Annotated in this window: 16 protein-coding genes; 12 read left to right on the top strand and 4 right to left on the bottom strand. The window is 70.6% G+C overall.

The features are described from left to right. Positions 1 to 20: 20 nt before the first annotated feature. From M1203_RS28715 to M1203_RS28700, 4 genes are read left to right on the top strand one after another with little or no spacing between them, the layout of a single operon-like run. Entirely contained in the window at positions 21 to 848 is an 828-nt protein-coding gene (locus M1203_RS28715) for a polysaccharide deacetylase family protein (protein WP_374404231.1), read from the top strand. After that, complete coding sequence (locus M1203_RS28710) at positions 845 to 1,993, top strand: glycosyltransferase (RefSeq protein ID WP_249952708.1); 1,149 nt, start codon at positions 845 to 847, stop codon at positions 1,991 to 1,993. Before M1203_RS28715 ends, M1203_RS28710 begins: the two co-directional genes overlap by 4 nt. A 7-nt stretch (positions 1,994 to 2,000) precedes the next feature. Then, positions 2,001 to 2,783 (top strand): lipopolysaccharide biosynthesis protein, encoded by a 783-nt coding sequence (locus M1203_RS28705; RefSeq protein ID WP_249952707.1) that lies wholly within the window; start codon positions 2,001 to 2,003, stop codon positions 2,781 to 2,783. A gap of 7 nt (positions 2,784 to 2,790) precedes the next feature. Then, the gene (locus M1203_RS28700; RefSeq protein WP_249952706.1) at positions 2,791 to 3,993 is read left to right on the top strand and encodes a GNAT family N-acetyltransferase; all 1,203 of its coding nucleotides are present in this window, start codon (positions 2,791 to 2,793) and stop codon (positions 3,991 to 3,993) included. A gap of 33 nt (positions 3,994 to 4,026) precedes the next feature. Here M1203_RS28700 and M1203_RS28695 read toward each other — a convergent pair whose 3' ends face one another. Then, the gene (locus M1203_RS28695) at positions 4,027 to 5,214 is read right to left on the bottom strand and encodes a glycoside hydrolase family 26 protein (protein WP_374404215.1); all 1,188 of its coding nucleotides are present in this window, start codon (positions 5,212 to 5,214) and stop codon (positions 4,027 to 4,029) included. Between the two features lie 164 nt (positions 5,215 to 5,378). Between M1203_RS28695 and M1203_RS28690 the strand changes: the two genes are divergently transcribed. Together M1203_RS28690 and M1203_RS28685 are read left to right on the top strand one after the other, a co-directional pair. Then, positions 5,379 to 6,752 carry an ATP-grasp domain-containing protein gene (locus M1203_RS28690; protein ID WP_249952705.1) on the top strand — a complete coding sequence of 458 codons (1,374 nt, stop codon included), beginning with the start codon at positions 5,379 to 5,381 and terminating at the stop codon, positions 6,750 to 6,752. A gap of 65 nt (positions 6,753 to 6,817) precedes the next feature. Next, entirely contained in the window at positions 6,818 to 8,086 is a 1,269-nt protein-coding gene (locus tag M1203_RS28685; RefSeq protein WP_249952704.1) for an NAD(P)-binding domain-containing protein, read from the top strand. A gap of 88 nt (positions 8,087 to 8,174) precedes the next feature. Here M1203_RS28685 and M1203_RS28680 read toward each other — a convergent pair whose 3' ends face one another. The 3 genes from M1203_RS28680 to M1203_RS28670 form a co-directional block, all read right to left on the bottom strand. Continuing rightward, positions 8,175 to 9,140, bottom strand: coding sequence for a chaplin (locus tag M1203_RS28680; RefSeq protein WP_249952703.1), 966 nt, complete (start codon positions 9,138 to 9,140; stop codon positions 8,175 to 8,177). A gap of 149 nt (positions 9,141 to 9,289) precedes the next feature. Then, positions 9,290 to 9,523 (bottom strand): chaplin, encoded by a 234-nt coding sequence (locus M1203_RS28675; protein WP_249952744.1) that lies wholly within the window; start codon positions 9,521 to 9,523, stop codon positions 9,290 to 9,292. Between the two features lie 318 nt (positions 9,524 to 9,841). Then, positions 9,842 to 10,252, bottom strand: a complete 411-nt coding sequence (locus M1203_RS28670) for a rodlin (protein WP_249952743.1) — start codon at positions 10,250 to 10,252, stop codon at positions 9,842 to 9,844. Positions 10,253 to 10,506: 254 nt separating this feature from the next. On the opposite strand from M1203_RS28670, the gene M1203_RS28665 reads away from it, so the two are divergent. From M1203_RS28665 to M1203_RS28640, 6 genes are all read left to right on the top strand, one after another. Continuing rightward, positions 10,507 to 10,917, top strand: a complete 411-nt coding sequence (locus M1203_RS28665) for a rodlin (protein ID WP_249952702.1) — start codon at positions 10,507 to 10,509, stop codon at positions 10,915 to 10,917. A gap of 174 nt (positions 10,918 to 11,091) precedes the next feature. Continuing rightward, positions 11,092 to 11,499, top strand: coding sequence for a rodlin (locus tag M1203_RS28660; protein ID WP_249952701.1), 408 nt, complete (start codon positions 11,092 to 11,094; stop codon positions 11,497 to 11,499). A 174-nt stretch (positions 11,500 to 11,673) separates the two neighbouring features. Next, on the top strand, positions 11,674 to 12,189 hold the full coding sequence (locus tag M1203_RS28655) for a SigE family RNA polymerase sigma factor (RefSeq protein WP_249952700.1): 516 nt from the start codon (positions 11,674 to 11,676) through the stop codon (positions 12,187 to 12,189). Next, on the top strand, positions 12,182 to 12,682 hold the full coding sequence (locus M1203_RS28650) for a hypothetical protein (protein ID WP_249952699.1): 501 nt from the start codon (positions 12,182 to 12,184) through the stop codon (positions 12,680 to 12,682). Before M1203_RS28655 ends, M1203_RS28650 begins: the two co-directional genes overlap by 8 nt. A 14-nt stretch (positions 12,683 to 12,696) precedes the next feature. Then, positions 12,697 to 14,148, top strand: coding sequence for a DUF2079 domain-containing protein (locus tag M1203_RS28645; protein WP_249952698.1), 1,452 nt, complete (start codon positions 12,697 to 12,699; stop codon positions 14,146 to 14,148). A 728-nt stretch (positions 14,149 to 14,876) separates the two neighbouring features. Beyond that, the gene (locus M1203_RS28640) at positions 14,877 to 15,683 is read left to right on the top strand and encodes an exodeoxyribonuclease III (protein WP_249952697.1); all 807 of its coding nucleotides are present in this window, start codon (positions 14,877 to 14,879) and stop codon (positions 15,681 to 15,683) included. The last annotated feature ends 28 nt before the right edge of the window (positions 15,684 to 15,711 follow it).

Genomic DNA, 15,711 nt, shown 5'->3' with positions numbered 1-15,711 from the left:
CCGGCCCCCTGTGGGCCGCCATGTACCACTCCGTCGCCGACCCCACCGACGATCCCTACCGCGTGACCGTCTCGCCGGACCGGCTCGAACGGCAACTGCGCTGGCTGCGCCGCCGGGGGCTGACCGGCGTCAGTATGGACCGGCTGCTGCGCGCCCGCGCCGGGGGGCGGGGCGCCGGGCTCGTCGGGCTCACCTTCGACGACGGGTACGCCGACTTCCTGGAACAGGCCGTCCCGCTGTTGCGCCGCTACGCGTTCACGGCGACCGTCTTCGTCCTGCCGGGCCGTCTCGGCGGCACGAACGAATGGGACAGTCCCGGCCCGAGCAAGCCCCTCCTCACGGCGGACGGCATCCGCGCGGCGGCGCGGGCGGGCATGGAGATCGGCTCGCACGGACTGCGCCACACCGATCTGACCAAGGCGGACGACGCGCTGGTCGCGGCCGACACCGCGCGGAGCCGAGAGCTCCTGCGGGAAATGCTCCGGGATCTGACCGGCCGTCACGAGGTGGCCGGTTACTGCTATCCGTACGGCACGGTGGACGCGCGCGCCATTCGGGCCGTACGCGCCGCCGGTTACGCGTACGCCTGCGCCATCGACCCGGGCCCGCTCACCGGCGTGTTCGCGCTGCCCCGCGTCCATATCGGGGAAGGAGACACCGGTCCCAGGCTGAACCTCAAGCGGCGGCTGCACCGCTGGCGCCGCCTGCCCGTCCCGGCCGGGGAGTACGCCGAGTACGCGGCGCACACCAGACGGACCGCGCAGGACGCGATGGCCATGGCGGGGGCCGCGGCCTCGGCGCGTCCGGTGGCCGCCATGGCCGACACCCGGGCGGCGAGCACGACATGAGGGTGCTGCACATCATCACCGGACTCGGCATCGGCGGCGCCGAGCAGCAACTCAGGCTTCTGTTACGCCAGTTGCCGACGGACTGCGAAGTCATCACGCTCACCAACCCGGGAGCGGTCGCCGAGGGCATCGTCGCCGACGGTGTCCCCGTCACCGACCTCGACATGGCGGGCAACAGTGACCTCGGCGCCCTGCCCCGGCTCACGCGGCTGATCAAGCGCGGACGCTACGACCTGGTGCACACGCACCTCTACCGCGCCTGCCTGTACGGGCGGTTCGCGGCCCGTCTCGCGGGTGTACGGACCATCGTGGCCACCGAACACTCCCTCGGGGCCGTCCAGATCGAGGGCCGGCCGCTCTCGGCGGGCGCCCGCGCCCTCTATCTCGCGGGCGAACGCCTGGGCACCGCGACCGTCGCCGTCTCCGCCACCGTCGCCCGGCGCCTGGAACGCTGGGGGGTGCGCCCCGACCGTATCCATGTGGTGCCCAACGGCATCGAGGTCGGGCGCTTCGCCTACGACGAGACCGCGCGCGGCGCGGCCCGCGCGCGCCTGGGAGTGCCCCACGACGCCTTCGTGGTCGGCGGGGTGGGACGGCTCACCCGCGGCAAGCGCTTCGACCGGCTCGTACGGGCCGTCGCCGAACTGCCCCACGCGCGCCTCCTCCTGATCGGTGAGGGACCCGAGCGCGACCGGCTCCTGCGGCTCGCGAGGGAGCGGGGAGCGGCCGACCGGATCCTGCTGCACGGCGCCTGCCAGGACCCGCCGCCCCCGCCCGCGGCGCTCCCGTCACAGCGCGGGCCGGATCTCCCCTCGCTGCTCGCGGCCATGGACGTCTTCGTCTCCACCTCCCCCGACGAGGCGTTCGGACTCGCCGTCGTGGAGGGGCTCGCGGCCGGACTGCCGGTCCTCCATGTCACCTGCCCCGCCCTCCAGGACCTGCCCGCCGACGCCGCGCCGGGAGCGCGCCGGGTCAGCGGCTCCGTACCCGGACTCGTCGACGAACTACGGCGGTTCGAGGAGGCGGGACCGCGCCGGCTGCCCGTGCCCCCGGCCGCGCGCCACTACGACATCGCCCGCAGCGCCCACCAGCTGATGACCGTCTACGAGAACGCCGTCCGCGGCCCGGCCCCCTCCGAGAAGTGAGCTGCTCATGACCCCGCACACCAATCCTCCGCGACGCCCGGCCGCGCGGCGCCGGCCCGCCGTCCCCGAACCCGCGTCCGTCTCCGCCACCGCTTCCGCCTCCGCCCTGTCGCGCCGGGTCCGGCTCCCGCTGTCGAAGGTGACGGCGCTGCCCGCCCGCTGGATCGTGCCGGTGGCGGTCCTGGCCGGGGCGCTGGCAGGCGGTACGTACGGGATGCTCCGCACACCGCAGTACTCGGCGACCAGTTATGTCGTCGTCGTACCGACGGAGAAGTCCGACCCGGCCGCCGCGCTGGGATTCGCGACGGCCTATGGACGGGTCGCCGCGCAGGTCGCGCTGATCGGTGACGCGCCGGTCTGGGCCGGGGTGCCCGCGCGCACGCTCCGGGAGAGCGTGCAGACGGCCACCTCGCCGGACGCTCCGATGATCTCCGTGACGGCGACCTCGGACCGGGCCTCGACCGCGGTGAACATGGCGGACGGGGTGGCACGGGCGCTGGTCGTCAACGGCTCCCATTTGCAGGGCAGTACGAGGGTGCGGGTGCTCCAGTTCTCCCGCGCGGTCGAGCCGCTCGCTCCGGTGACCCCCTCGGCGGGGCTGTCGGCCCTGGTGGGCGGCTGCGCGGGCGGGCTGCTCGGCGGGCTCGGACTGCTGGTCAGGCCGAAACCGCGGCGCGGTGAGTTCCACGCGAACGTACCCGGCCCGGCGACATCCGACCAGCCGCATTCCCAGCCGCATGCCCAGCCCCCGTCCCAGGCGCAGTCGCTGCCTCAGTCGGAAACGGTGTGAGAGCCTGATGGCCGCCGAATCGAGCGCGCGCACCGCCGCGACCCGCACAGCTCCCCCGGTCACGCACCTCCGCGTCTTCTCCCCGCTGTTCAGGTCCGCGTCGCGGGCGTCCGGCCCGGTGTTCACCACGGAGCTCTGCCGTGACGCCGGCCGCTTCGCCGAACTCGCCCCGGCTTGGCACGAGTTGTATCGATGCTCACGCACGGCCACGCCCTTCCAGAGCCATTCCTGGCTGCACTCGTGGTGGCTGTCGTACGGGAACCGGCGCGGGCTGCGGGTCGTGCTCGTACGCCGGGGCGCGAAACTCGTCGCCGCGGCCCCGCTGATGCTCGTCCACCGGCCCCTCCCCGTCCTTGTCCAACTCGGCGGGTCCATCTCCGACTTCTCCGATGTCCTGCTGCACGACGACTGCGCCGAGGCGGCGGCGGGGGAGCTGGTGACATCGCTCGCCGAGCTGGCCCGTACGGCGGTGATCGATCTGCGCGAAGTACGGCCGGGGGCGGCGGCGGAACGAATCTTCGCCCGCTGGACCGGCCCGCGCAGAAAGCTGGACGACTCCCTCTGCCTCGAACTGCCCGGCGTTCCCATGGACGAACTTCTCGGCAGGCTCACCTCCCCGCGCGCCCAGCGCGCCCGCGCCAAACTGCGCAAGCTGGACGCGCTGGGCATCGAGGAGCGGGTGGTGCCCAAGGACGAGATCCCGGCGGCGGTCGGACGGCTGCTGGAGCTGCACCGGCTCCAGTGGCGGGGCCGCGGGGTCACCCCGGAACACCTCAGCGTCCGTTTCGCGGACCATCTGACCCGGTCCGTACGGGCCATGACCGAGTACGGCGACGCGCGGCTGACCGAGTTCCGGCTGTCCGGCGCGGTGGTGGCCGCGGATCTCACCCTGATCTCCGGCCGGCTGGAGGGCGGCTATCTGTACGGGGCCGATCCCGCGCTGCGTGCCAGGAAGGTGGACGTGGCCTCGATGCTGCTGCGGAGCGGGGCGCAGCGGATCAGCGCGAGCGGCCGCGCCACGCTCAGCATGCTGCGCGGCAATGAGCCGTACAAGCACCACTGGCGTCCCGAGACCGTCCGCAACCAGCGGCTGCTGCTCGCCCGGCCGCATCTGGCGGCGTCCTTGCAACTGCTGGTCGCGCAGGCGGCGGGCCGCGACCGGGCCGCGGCGCTCGTCAAACGGCTGCGGGACGGCGGTGCCGGGGGATGACCCCGGCCGCCGCCGCCCCGTACGGGTGGCTGGTCAGCTGTCCTCGCGCCGCGACCAGTTGAGACGGATGCAGATCTTGCCTCCGAGCCACTTCTCCACCCAGGGACCGAGGTCCAGCGGCGTACAGCTCCCCGGCGGCCGTGGTGTCGGCGGCGTGGGTGTCGGGATGGGCTCCGGGAGCGGCAAGGGCTCCGGCTTGAACCCGTACAGCAGGGATCGGAACATCTTCGACGACTTCGGATTCTGCCCGCACTGCCAGATGCCGTGCGGGCAGTAGTCGGTCACCGTGTTGTACACCGGCTTGTATGTGTCGATCCATTGGAGCATGCGGCGCATGTATTCCGGGTTGTCACCGTTGCGGAAGAGGCCCCACTCCGGATAGGAGATAACCTTTCCGTGTGCAGCGGCGAAATCCACGTGCTCCTGAAGCCCAAAGGGCTCATTCACCTGTTCATCAAATGTCCGGCCCGGGGGCTGGTCATAAGAATCCATGCCCATGATGTCGACGACATCGTCACCCGGATAGCACTCGGTCCAGGGAATGGCGTCCCGTCCTCGGTTCGGAGCGAAATCGAACCGGAACTTCTGTCCGGGCACTGCGCGCATGGTGGTGACGATGCGGTTCCAGTACTTCTTCCACGACTCCGGGTCGGGGCCGCAGCGATGCGTGTACGTGACCCCGTTCATTTCCCAGCCGAGCACGATCACCGTGTCCGGAACACCCAGATCGACGAGCCGCTGCGCCAGGGTCTTGAAGTGGCCGTCGTAATCGCCCCGCGCGGCCTTGCGCAGCTCATCGCGGACGACGGCGTCCGGCACCCGTTCCTCATTGTGTTCCAGCATGGGCACGTTGAGGACGAACAGCCGGTCGTCCTTCGCCTTTCGCCATGCGGCCCAGTCCTCCAGAAAGCCGGGACTGCCCTCGATGTTCGACCACACGTCCCCGGGAAGATAGGTGTGCCCCACCCGCAGCTCCCTGCCGCCGAGCCAGCTCTGCATGGCGGCGATGCGCCGGACGCCTTTCGGACCGTAATCGAGATACGCGCCCATCGCGGGTTCGGGTGCCCTCGGCGGTTTCGGTTTCCCGCGTGCGATCGATTCGTCCGTCGTGGCCCGCGCCTCCGCGTCATGGGCGACGGGCGGCGCCGCACCGGAAGCGAGGAGGCCGGCCGTGACCACTCCCAGGCAGGTGGTCGTCAGCCGTCGTCGTCGAAGGGGCATGTCCGCTCCTCGTGAGTGTGGACCTCTTTCCGTGGCCTCGATCCGTGGTCACGTTGATCACAAAAGTATTTCTAATAAGCCGATCGGGAACCCGGCCTGGCGTTCCAGTAGTCCGTTCGTGAATTTCATCCCCCGCATGGGTTACCGAAATGAAGGACATCAACGTGCCGAGCTTTGACACCCGAGTCCCCGCCGTACTCATGAGGCTCGACCGCAACCCGTTCCACCACGGCACCCTTGGCGCCGTCAGATCCCTTGGCCGCGCGGGGATCGAGGTCCACGCGGTGATCGAGGGCGCGCGCAGCCCCGTGGGCCGCTCCCGCTATCTGCGCAGGGCGCATCTGCGGCCCGACCACCCCACGGATCTGACGGAGTCTTCGGATCTGGCGGAGATTCAGCGGCTGCTGCTCGGCATCGCGGACGGGCTCACCGCCCCGCCCGTGCTCATCGCCATGGACGATCTGAGCGCGATCGCGGTGGGCCGGCTGCGGGAGCGGCTCGACGGCCGCTATCTGCTCCCTGAACAGCCGTCAGGACTGCCCGAACGGGTGGCCGACAAAGCGGAACTGGTCGGGATCTGCGGCACGCTCGGCATCCCCCACCCGCGCACCGTCATCCCCTCGGGCGCCGAGGAGGCAGCGGCGGCGGCCTGGTCGCTCGGGCTGCCGGTGGTGGCGAAGTGGAGCAGACCGTGGCTCCTCCCGGAGGGGACCGGGCTGCGCAGCACCCTGGTCGTACGCTCCCCGCAGGAGGCGCGCGAGCTGTACGCGCGCAGCGCCGAGGCGGGCAGCCGGCTGCTCCTCCAGGAGTTCCTGCCGCAGGGCCGGGACCTGGACTGGTTCTTCCACGGCTACAGCGGCGGTGGCGGCGAGTGTCTGATCGGGGCAGCCGGGCGCAAGGAACGCTCCTGGCCGGTGGGGGCCGGACTGACCGCGGTGGGCCGGTGGCTGCCCAACCCGGCGGTCGAACGGATGGCCCGTCAGATGGTCTCGGCGCTCGGCTACCGCGGGATCCTCGACCTCGACTTCCGGCTCGACACCGCCACCGGCGCCTACCATCTGCTCGACTTCAACCCCCGGCCCGGCGCGCAGTTCCGGCTCTTCACCGACCGGTCGGGCACTGATGTCGTACGGGCGCTGCATCTCGACCTCACCGGCCGTGCCGTCCCCGCGCAGGAGGCGGCGCACGGCAGGACCTTCGTGGTGGAGAACTACGCCCTGCTGTCCTTTCTCGCGTCCCCGCGCTCGTCGCTCCTCTCGCCCTTCGGGCACAGAGGCGGCCGGCGGGGCGGGCGCGGCGTGCCGCGGCCCGGGGCCACGGAGGCCGCGTGGTTCGCGCTGGACGATCCGCTGCCCGCGTACGCCATGGCCGTCGCATGGGCGCTGCATGTCGTACGGCGTGGCTGGCGCAGGCTCAGACGGGCGCTGCCGGGACGGCGTACGGCCGGTTCCGAGCGGCCCCGCACGTCCCCCGTACGGCAGCGCGGGCGGGGCAGGAACCGCGCGAATCCACGCCCCCCTGTCTCCCAGACGCCCTGATGAACCGTCCGTCAACCATCCCAAGCCCCCTGTCCGAACCTCCGACACAGAGAACGGGACACACGATGTACGACCTGGTAGTTGTGGGCGCCGGCCCCTACGGACTCTCCATCGCCGCCCACGCGGCGGCGGCCGGCCTCGATCTGCGCGTGTTCGGCAGACCCATGGCCTCGTGGCGGGACAATATGCCACCCGGCATGTTCCTGAAGTCAGAGCCATGGGCGTCCAATCTCTCCGCCCCCAAGGGCGCGTTCAGCCTGGCCGCCTACGCCGCGACCCAGGGGGTGGAGGTACGCCACGCCTCCCCGCTGCCCGTTGGGTTCTTCGCCTCGTACGGTCTGTGGTTCGCGGAGCGCGCGGCACCGCCCGTCGACGAACGTACGATCACGTCCGTACGGGCCTGCCCCGGCGGGTTCCGGCTCGACACCTCCGACGGGACGACCGTCCTCGCCCGTACGGTGGCGCTCGCGGTCGGCGTGATGCCCTTCATCGACATCCCCGCCCCGCTGCGCGGACTCCCCTCCGACCAGGTCTCGCACAGCAGCCACCACGCCGATCTGGCGCGCTTCCGGGGCCAGGACGTGACGGTCATCGGCGCCGGGCAGGCCGCCCTGGAGACCGCCGCCCTCCTCGCCGAACAGGGCACCGTCGTACGGGTGGTGGCCCGGTCGGACCGACTGAACTGGAACACCCTGCCGCCGCCCCGGCAGCGCCCCGCCTTGGAGGCGGCGCGCGCCCCGCACACCGGGCTGGGCTGCGGATGGAAGAACTACCTCTACGCGGAGACCCCTGGCATCTTCCGCAGACTGCCCGAGACGACCCGGGCCCGGGTCTTCACCTCGGCGCTCGGACCCGCCGGCGCGTGGTGGCTGCGGGACCGCTTCGAGTCGGCGGTGGACGTCCGGCTGGGCGAGAGCGTGGCGGGCGCGTCCCGGGTGGACGGGCGCGTACGGCTGGAGCTGGTCTCCACCACGGGCCGGGTCGGGACCGTGGACACGGACCATGTCATCGCCGCCACCGGATTCACCCCGGGGCTCGAACGGCTCGGCCTGGTCGACCGCGAGCTGCGGGCGGGTATGCGGACCGTGCGCCCGAGCAGCGCTCCGGAGGCGAGCGCGGTCTTCGAGTCCTCGTACCCGGGGCTGTTCGTCGCGGGACTGCTGAGCGCCCCGTCCTTCGGCCCCTCGATGCGGTTCGTGTACGGGGCCGCGTACACCGCCGAGCGGCTGGTGGCGGGGGTGCGACGGCGGCTCGGATCACGTGGCGGGTCGCTCGTCACGGTCCGCCAGCGGCAGGCTTCACCGGCGCCGGTGGGGGAGCCGAGACTGTCCTGACGGCGCGGGCCCGGACCCGAGCGGGTGGGATGGGGACAAGCCGGCCGGGAGAATCCGTCGTGATTCTCCCGGCAGGGCGGATACTCCGTCAGACGCGCGAGGCGACGGTGCTGCGGCGGTAGAGGATTCCACCACCGAGCAGCAGACCGGCGCTGGCCGCTCCCATGGCGAGCATGTTCAGATCACTGCCGGTGGAGGCCAGCTGGGCGCTCTCGTCCGCGGCCGCGGGCAGGGGCATCGAGGCGGGCAGGATCGCGTCGGAGGAACCCCGGGGGGCCGGGGTCCGCGGCTGCGTGGCGGGGTCGTGCGGGTCCACGGTACGGCCGCCCGGCGGCGTGGCGGCTTCTGGCGGCTCGGGCGCCTCGGGGGCCGCAGGAGAGCCGGGGGTGCCGGGGTCTCCGTGGGGCGGCCGCGGGGTGCCGTTCGCGCAGAAGTTGCCGAAGACGGGGTTGAGGACGCCGATCAGATCGACCGAGTTGCCGCAGATGTTCACGGGGATGTCGAGGACGGCCTCCAGGGCGTTGCCCGTGAGCACGCCCGGCGAACCGACGGCGGCGCCGGAGGCGTGCGTGGAGCCGGCGGCCTCGTGGTGGTGCCCGCCCGGGGACGCCTGGCCGGGCGCGCCGTGATGCGGCGCGTGGCTCTGGGGCGGGGCCGCGGGTGTGGCGGCGTCGTCCGCTTCGGGAGCCGGCCGCGTCGCGTGCGCGGGGGGAGCACCGTGGGGCGCGGGGTCCGACTGGGGCCCTGGAGCTGCCTCGGGTCCCGGGGCCGCGTGGGGCGCGGGAGCCGGGTGCGACGCGTGCTTCGGCGTGCCCGACGTGTTGGCACAGGCATTGCCGAAGGCGGGGTTGAGCACCCCGATCGGATCCACCGTATTCCCACAGACGTTGACCGGGATCTCCAGAGGCACCTGAATGTTGTTCCCGGACAGCACGCCCGGTGAGCCGACGGCCGCCCCGTCGGCGTCCACCGCTTGGGCGTAACCGCCGCTCATGGAGAGGACACTCGACGCCGCGGCGGCGGTGAGCAGTCCTTTACTGATGAGATCTCGCATCTGGTTCTCCTCCTGCTCGCCGGTGCGGCGAGCAGTGGTCGTTGTTGAAATCGGTGCCAACTGAGGCCGGTCCCGGGGCGCATGCCGAACACGCCCCGGGACCGGCCGAGAACACCCCGAGGGGATGCCCTTACAACGTCACTGCAACGTCACTTGTTGATGCACTTGTTGCCGAACGCGGGGTTCAGCAGGCCGATGACGTCGATGCTGTTACCGCAGACATTGACGGGAATGTTCACGGGAACCTGGACGACGTTGCCGGAGAGAACACCCGGGGAGTGGGCGGCTACGCCCTCCGCCTCGGCGTCGGCCATGGCCGGGGCAGCGGAACCCATGGCCAGGAGCAGGCCTGCGACGACCGTTGCGGCCTTCTTGCACTTCATCTTGAGCCCTTTCCGCAGCGGCGAATACGTTCGCACGGCCTTCGTGGAACGCGAGCACGGCTGTTCCGGCTCACACGTCCGCTGCTGGAGGTCCAACGATCGGACGGAGGCGAAGAAACTGGTCGGGAATTAGGCAGCCGATACTTCACTCGGTTGCCACGATAATGTTTTCTTAGCCACGGAACCCGGAACACTGCTGGAATTTGACGGAATTCTACACGCCGCGCGCGCTCTCGAATTCACCGTCGGAAACGCCGTACGGGCCGGCCGGGGCTCCATTGCCCCTGCCGGCCCGTACGCGCTGCGGGAGGTGCGGGATCAGCGGTTGCCCGTGCCGTTCCCGGACAGGACCGGGATGTCGTCCAGGATGTGCGACAGCGGCTCGTCGCCCTTGGCCTGGGTGGAGTTGTCCGCGCACTGCTGGTTCTGCGGGTTGGACAGGACGTTGACGTCCTGGACCGCGACCGGCACGAGGAGGCCGACCAGCGAGCCGACGTTGGCCTTGACCGGCACACCGAGGCACAGGTCGTTCAGGGAGCCCTGGATCAGCTCGGCCTGGGGGCTCAGGTCGCCCCTGGTGGACTGGTTGCCGTAGGCCTCCTTGGCACCGTTCCCACTGAAGGAGGTGGTGCCGTCGTCGTTGCCGATGGCGAACGCCGAGGGCGCCGCCGCGGCCGTGACGCCGACCACGGAGACGGCGACGGCCGCGCCGACCATAATCTTCTTGATCACGATGTGTTCCTTTTCATCAAAGAATGCGTGCGGAGCGACCTGCACAACCGGGCATCAGCTGTTTAGTTCCGCTGCTTCACTCGATCGGCTTGCCGGTGTGCGCGGCATTGTCCTTGGCGTTACTGGGGGTTGCGGCCCTGTTGATCCCCGGTAATACACCGTTGGAGTGAAGGGCCGGAACCAAACCCGGGGTCTGGAGTTGCACCAGTAGCCCCGGGGACTTAGGGGCTTCCTTCAGAAGGGGACTCATCGTGATCAAGAAGGTTATGGCCGGTCTGGCCGTCACCACCTCCGTGGTCGGCGTTTCCGCCGCCGCCGCGCCCACCGCGCTCGCCGTCGGCAACGACGGTGGCACCACGACCGCCAGCGGGAACTTCGCCACGCAGGCGTACGGCAACATGGCGACCCACGGCAACATGAGCCCGCAGATCGCCCTCATTCAGGGCTCGCTGAACAAGCCCTGTATCGCACTTCCCGCCAAGGCGAACGCCGGCGCCCTGCTGGGCCTCGTGCCGATCGCGGTCCAGGACATCAACGTCCTGTCCTCCCCGCAGAACCAGCAGTGTGTCGAGAACTCGACGCAGGCCAAGGGCGACGAGGCGCTGTCGCACATCCTGGACAACATCCCGATCCTGTCCGGGAACGGCACCGGCAACAACTGAGAAATCGGCTGGGCCGCCAGGCCGGGCCGCCGCTGAATTCCGCGGTGGGCCGGCCTTTTTCTCTGAATATTGCAGTACGCCATTCGGGGGAATCGCCGAAACTAATCCATCCGTGAGCGAGTTGAGCACGGCGGACTCCACCGGTGGAGTCCGACTTTCCGGAAAGGTATTTAAATGAAGAAGCTGTGGGCAACCGCCGCTGTAGCGGCGTCGATCGTCGGAGCGACGGCGACCGCCGCGTCGCCGGCGCTTGCCATCGGTGACGACTCGGGCACCACGTCGTTCAGCGGCAACGGTGCGAAGCAGGCCTTCGGCAACCAGTCCACCAAGGGCGACATGAGCCCGCAGCTGGGCCTGGTCCAGGGCTCGCTGAACAAGCCCTGTGTCGGTCTGCCGCTCAAGGCGAACGTCGGCTCCCTCATCGGCGTCGTGCCGATCGCGGTCCAGGACGTCAACGTCCTGTCCTCCCCGCAGAACCAGCAGTGTGTCGAGAACTCGACGCAGGCCAAGGGCGACGAGGCGCTGTCGCACATCCTGGACGACATCCCGGTCCTGTCCGGGAACGGTGTCGGCAACCGCTGATCCCACTCGGAGGCCCGGCCCGGCGCACTGCGCGGGGCCGGGCCTCCGGCATGTCCGGGCTCTGTACGCGATGCCGGGTGCGGCGGGTGCGGAAAATACTCGCTGAACGGTGTCAACCGGATCGCCGCCCCCACGCGTATACCTCCTGAGATCTGTCCACGTCCTGGGAGCCGCATGACCGTCGAGGAGTTTGAGGAGTTCTACGCTCACTCCGTTCAGCAGCTTGTGGGACAGGTGTACCTGATGACCGGAGACCTCCACGAGGCTCAGGACGTGGTGCAAGAGGCCTTCGTACGCGCCTGGGGCCGCCGGGCGAAGCTGGACAGGGACGCGGGACCCGAGGCGTGGATCCGTACCGTCGCGTTCCGGCTGGCGGTCAGCCGGTGGCGCGGGCGGGGCCGGGCCCTGGACGCCTGGCGGCGGTACAGCGGAAGCGAACCGCGCACCCTGGCCGCTCCCGAACCGGGCACGGTCGCTCTCGTCGCCGCGCTCCAGACGTTGTCGGAGCGACAGCGTCAGGTGGCGGTTCTGCACTACGTGTGCGATCTGACGGTGGAGCAGGTGGCGGCAGAGGCCGGCATCTCGACCGGAACCGTCAAAACTCATCTGTCCCGGGCCAGGGCCGCGCTCGCGTCCGGGCTCGACGACTCACCCCCCTCCGACACCTCCGAGGAGGAGCACGGTGCCTGAGTTCCATCCGAGCGGCGGGGAGGATCCCCTGTCCGCCGCGCTGAAACACGCCGCCACCCAGAGCGGACGGCAGGTGCTGCCGCTGCCCGTCGAGGAGATCGAGGCGCGGGGGACGCGGCGGCGGCGTGCGACGCTGGCCCTCGCCGCCGCGTGCGCGGTGTGTGTGCTGAGCGGAGCGAGCGCGCTCGCCGCGCTGAACCTCACCGCCGAGCAGCCGCCCGCCCGTCCCGTCCCCTCGTTGACGCCGCCCCCGTCGCTGTCCGGTACGCCGTCCAGCCGCAGCCGGTTCGCGTCGCCGTCCGCTCCGACCACGTCCGCCGAGGTGTCCTCCGGCTCGGCGGTCGGCGGGGTGCCGTCCGGCACTCCCTCGTTCTCGTCCGGTACGGCGTCGCCGTTCACGACGCCGCCTTTCGGTTCGGGGATCGGCTCCGGACCGTCGGTCATGACGTCGCCCGGCTCCGGCGCGGACATATCCTCGGCGCCGGCCGGATAGGGAGCCCTCACCCCATGCACGGAGTCAGCCTCGCCCTGCCCGGAGCCGGCACACCGGCCCCGCCCTCCACACCGCTTCCCGAACCGGCCGCGAGCCCGACGCGGACCGTCCGGGTCCGGGATCCGTACATCGTGGCCGTGGTCCTGTTCTGCGCGTACGCCGCCCTGTCCATATCCAGGTATCTGCAACTGCGGACGATGTCCTGGGACTTGGGCATCTTCGAGCAGGTGGTACGCGCGTACGCGCAGCTGGAGGCCCCGGTCGCCGACCTCAAGGGGCCCGGCGTGAACATACTCGGCGATCACTTCAGCCCCGTCGTCGCGCTGCTGGCCCCCGCGTACCGGCTCTTTCCGACGCCCGTCACGCTGCTCGTCGCCCAAGCCGCGCTCTTCGCGCTCTCGGCGATCCCCGTCACCCGCGTCGCGGCCCGTCTGCTGGGGCGATGGCCCGGGGTGGCGATCGGTGTGGGGTACGGACTGTCGTGGGGCGTGCAGCGGGCGGTCGAGTTCGACTTCCACGAGATCGCCTTCGCCGTCCCGCTGATCGCCTTCGCCCTCGAAGCGCTGCTGACGGGCCGCCGGCGGGCCGCGCTGTGCTGGGCACTGCCGCTGGTGCTGGTGAAGGAGGACCTGGGGCTGACCGCCGCCGCGATCGCGCTGGTCGTGGCGGTGCGCGCGCGGCGCACGGCGCCCCGTGTCGTGCCCGACGCGCTGGCGGTGGCGGCGCTGGCGGTGGTCGCCGCGGTGCTCACGTTCGCGTTCGTCATACCGGCCTTCAACTCCGGTGACACGTACGACTACTGGGTCAAGGTCGAGGGCGGGTCCGGCCCCCTCGACGGCTTCGACGTCAAGTTCCGTACGCTCCTCTGGCTTCTGCTGCCGACCGCCGGTCTCCTCGCCCTGCGCTCCCCGCTGATACTGATCGCGCTGCCCACGCTCGGCTGGCGTTTTCTGTCGTCGGAGGACAATTACTGGGGCACGGCCTGGCACTACAACGCCGTACTGATGCCCATCGTGACGCTCGCGCTGGTCGACGCGATCGTCCGGGTCCGCAGCGGCCCCCGCGCCTGGCTGCGTTCCTACGCGCACCATCTCCCGGCGATGGTCGCGGCGGCGGCGCTTGCCCTGACCACATCGCTGCCGCTGTCGGCGCTGGCCGAGCCGGACACCTACCGGGTGCGGCCCGAAGTGCGGGCCGCGGAACGGCTGCTGGACAGCATCCCCGACGACGCGACCGTCGAGGCCAATGTCGGGCCGATCAGCCTTCTCACGTCGCGCTGCCGGGTCTTCTGGGTGGGCGATACGCGAGGCATCACCCCGGACTACATCGCGCTCGACAACAGGACCAGGTGGGTCGGGGACCCGCCGGGGTATGCGAAGCGGCTGCATCCAGGGGCCACTTACACGGTCACCGGGGAGGTGGGCGGCTATCTGGTGCTGGAACGGGCGACGGGCGGCGCGGAGTAGGTCCCGTACCGGTAGCAGCACCCGTACCCAGACTCGCACCCGTACCCGTACCCGTACCCGTACCCGTGTCCGCATTCGCGTGCGCATGTGCGTGTGCCTTTCGCCCCCTCGCTCATGCGTTCAACTCCCCTCTGTTCCATATGGGTTGTCGCCGAGAATTCCCCATGCGGAGTAGTGAGCAAAGGTCACTTCGGGTGTAGAAACGAGGAATTGCACACGGAGAGGCGAGGACGCGCACCTATGGCTAGGGATTCACTCTCGATCGATGAGATCGACAAGCCCCTGACGTCGGGCGGGGCCCCGGATTTTGTGCGATGGGATCCGGATTGGGTGCCGCCATATTTTCCCGAGCCCACGCGTGAGTTGGTGGAGCGCGTCGCCGTCGGACTGCGGAGGCTGGCGGAATGACCGTACGCGGGGTTGAGGGCGCCGATCTGGTGCCGGGATCCGGTCTCCGGTGGCCCAAGTGTGAGTGCGGGCAATCGATTTGCCCCGATGGCAAGAGTTCCGCCGCGGCGCGCGGAGGCACTGGTTCCGGGGCGCTCTCCGCTCGTGTGGCCGAGCGGAACAAATGGAGCGGTCGTGGTGTGGTGTGAGTGAGGCGGACGACCGGGGAATTCCCCTGGCACCGCATTACGGTCCGTTACGGGGGAGACGCGGAATAGCGCTGCCCGGCCGGGCCCGATGGTGGTCCGATGGCGTCCGAGCCGGGCGGGTAGTGTGTCGGAATGCTCACTGTGACCTCCGTGAATGTGAATGGACTGCGTGCCGCCGCGAAGAAAGGTTTCGTGGAGTGGCTGGCCGGCACCTCCGCCGATGTGATCTGTCTCCAGGAGGTACGCGCCGAGCCCCAGCAGCTCCCCGAGGAGGTCCGCTCCCCGGAGGGCTGGCACGCCCTGCACGCCCCCGCCGCCGCGAAGGGGCGCGCGGGCGTCTCGCTCTACTCGCGGCGTGAGCCTGAGCGCACGCGGATCGGTTTCGGCAGCGCGGAGTTCGACGCGAGCGGGCGGTACGCGGAGATCGATCTGCCCGGTGTGACGGTCGCCAGCCTCTATCTGCCCTCGGGCGAGGTGGGCACGGAGCGGCAGGACGAGAAGAACCGGTTCATGGACGAGTTCCTGCCGTATCTGGAACAGCTGAAGAAGAGCGCGGCGGCGGACGGGCGCGAGGTGCTGGTGTGCGGCGACTGGAATATCGCCCACCAGGAGGCCGACCTCAAGAACTGGCGCGCCAACCGCAAGTCCTCCGGCTTCCTCCCCGAGGAGCGCGCCTGGCTGACCCGCGTCTTCGAGGAGACGGGTGCGGACTATGTCGATGTCGTCCGTGCCCAGCACCCGGACCAGGAGGGCCCCTACTCGTGGTGGTCGTACCGGGGCCGTGCCTTCGACAACGACACGGGCTGGCGCATCGACTACCACGTGGCGACGCGGGGTCTGGCCGCGCGTGCGGTCAAGGCGTATGTCGAGAGGGCCGCGAGCCATGAGGAACGGTGGAGCGACCACGCGCCGGTGACGGTCGCCTACGATCTCGGATAGCGCGTTCTCGCCGCGGCACCCGGAGCGC

Origin of the sequence: Streptomyces sp. 35G-GA-8 (genome assembly GCF_023534745.1) — a bacterium.
In the GTDB taxonomy this organism is placed as follows: domain Bacteria; phylum Actinomycetota; class Actinomycetes; order Streptomycetales; family Streptomycetaceae; genus Streptomyces.
This window is presented reverse-complemented; position numbering and strand designations above follow the sequence as displayed.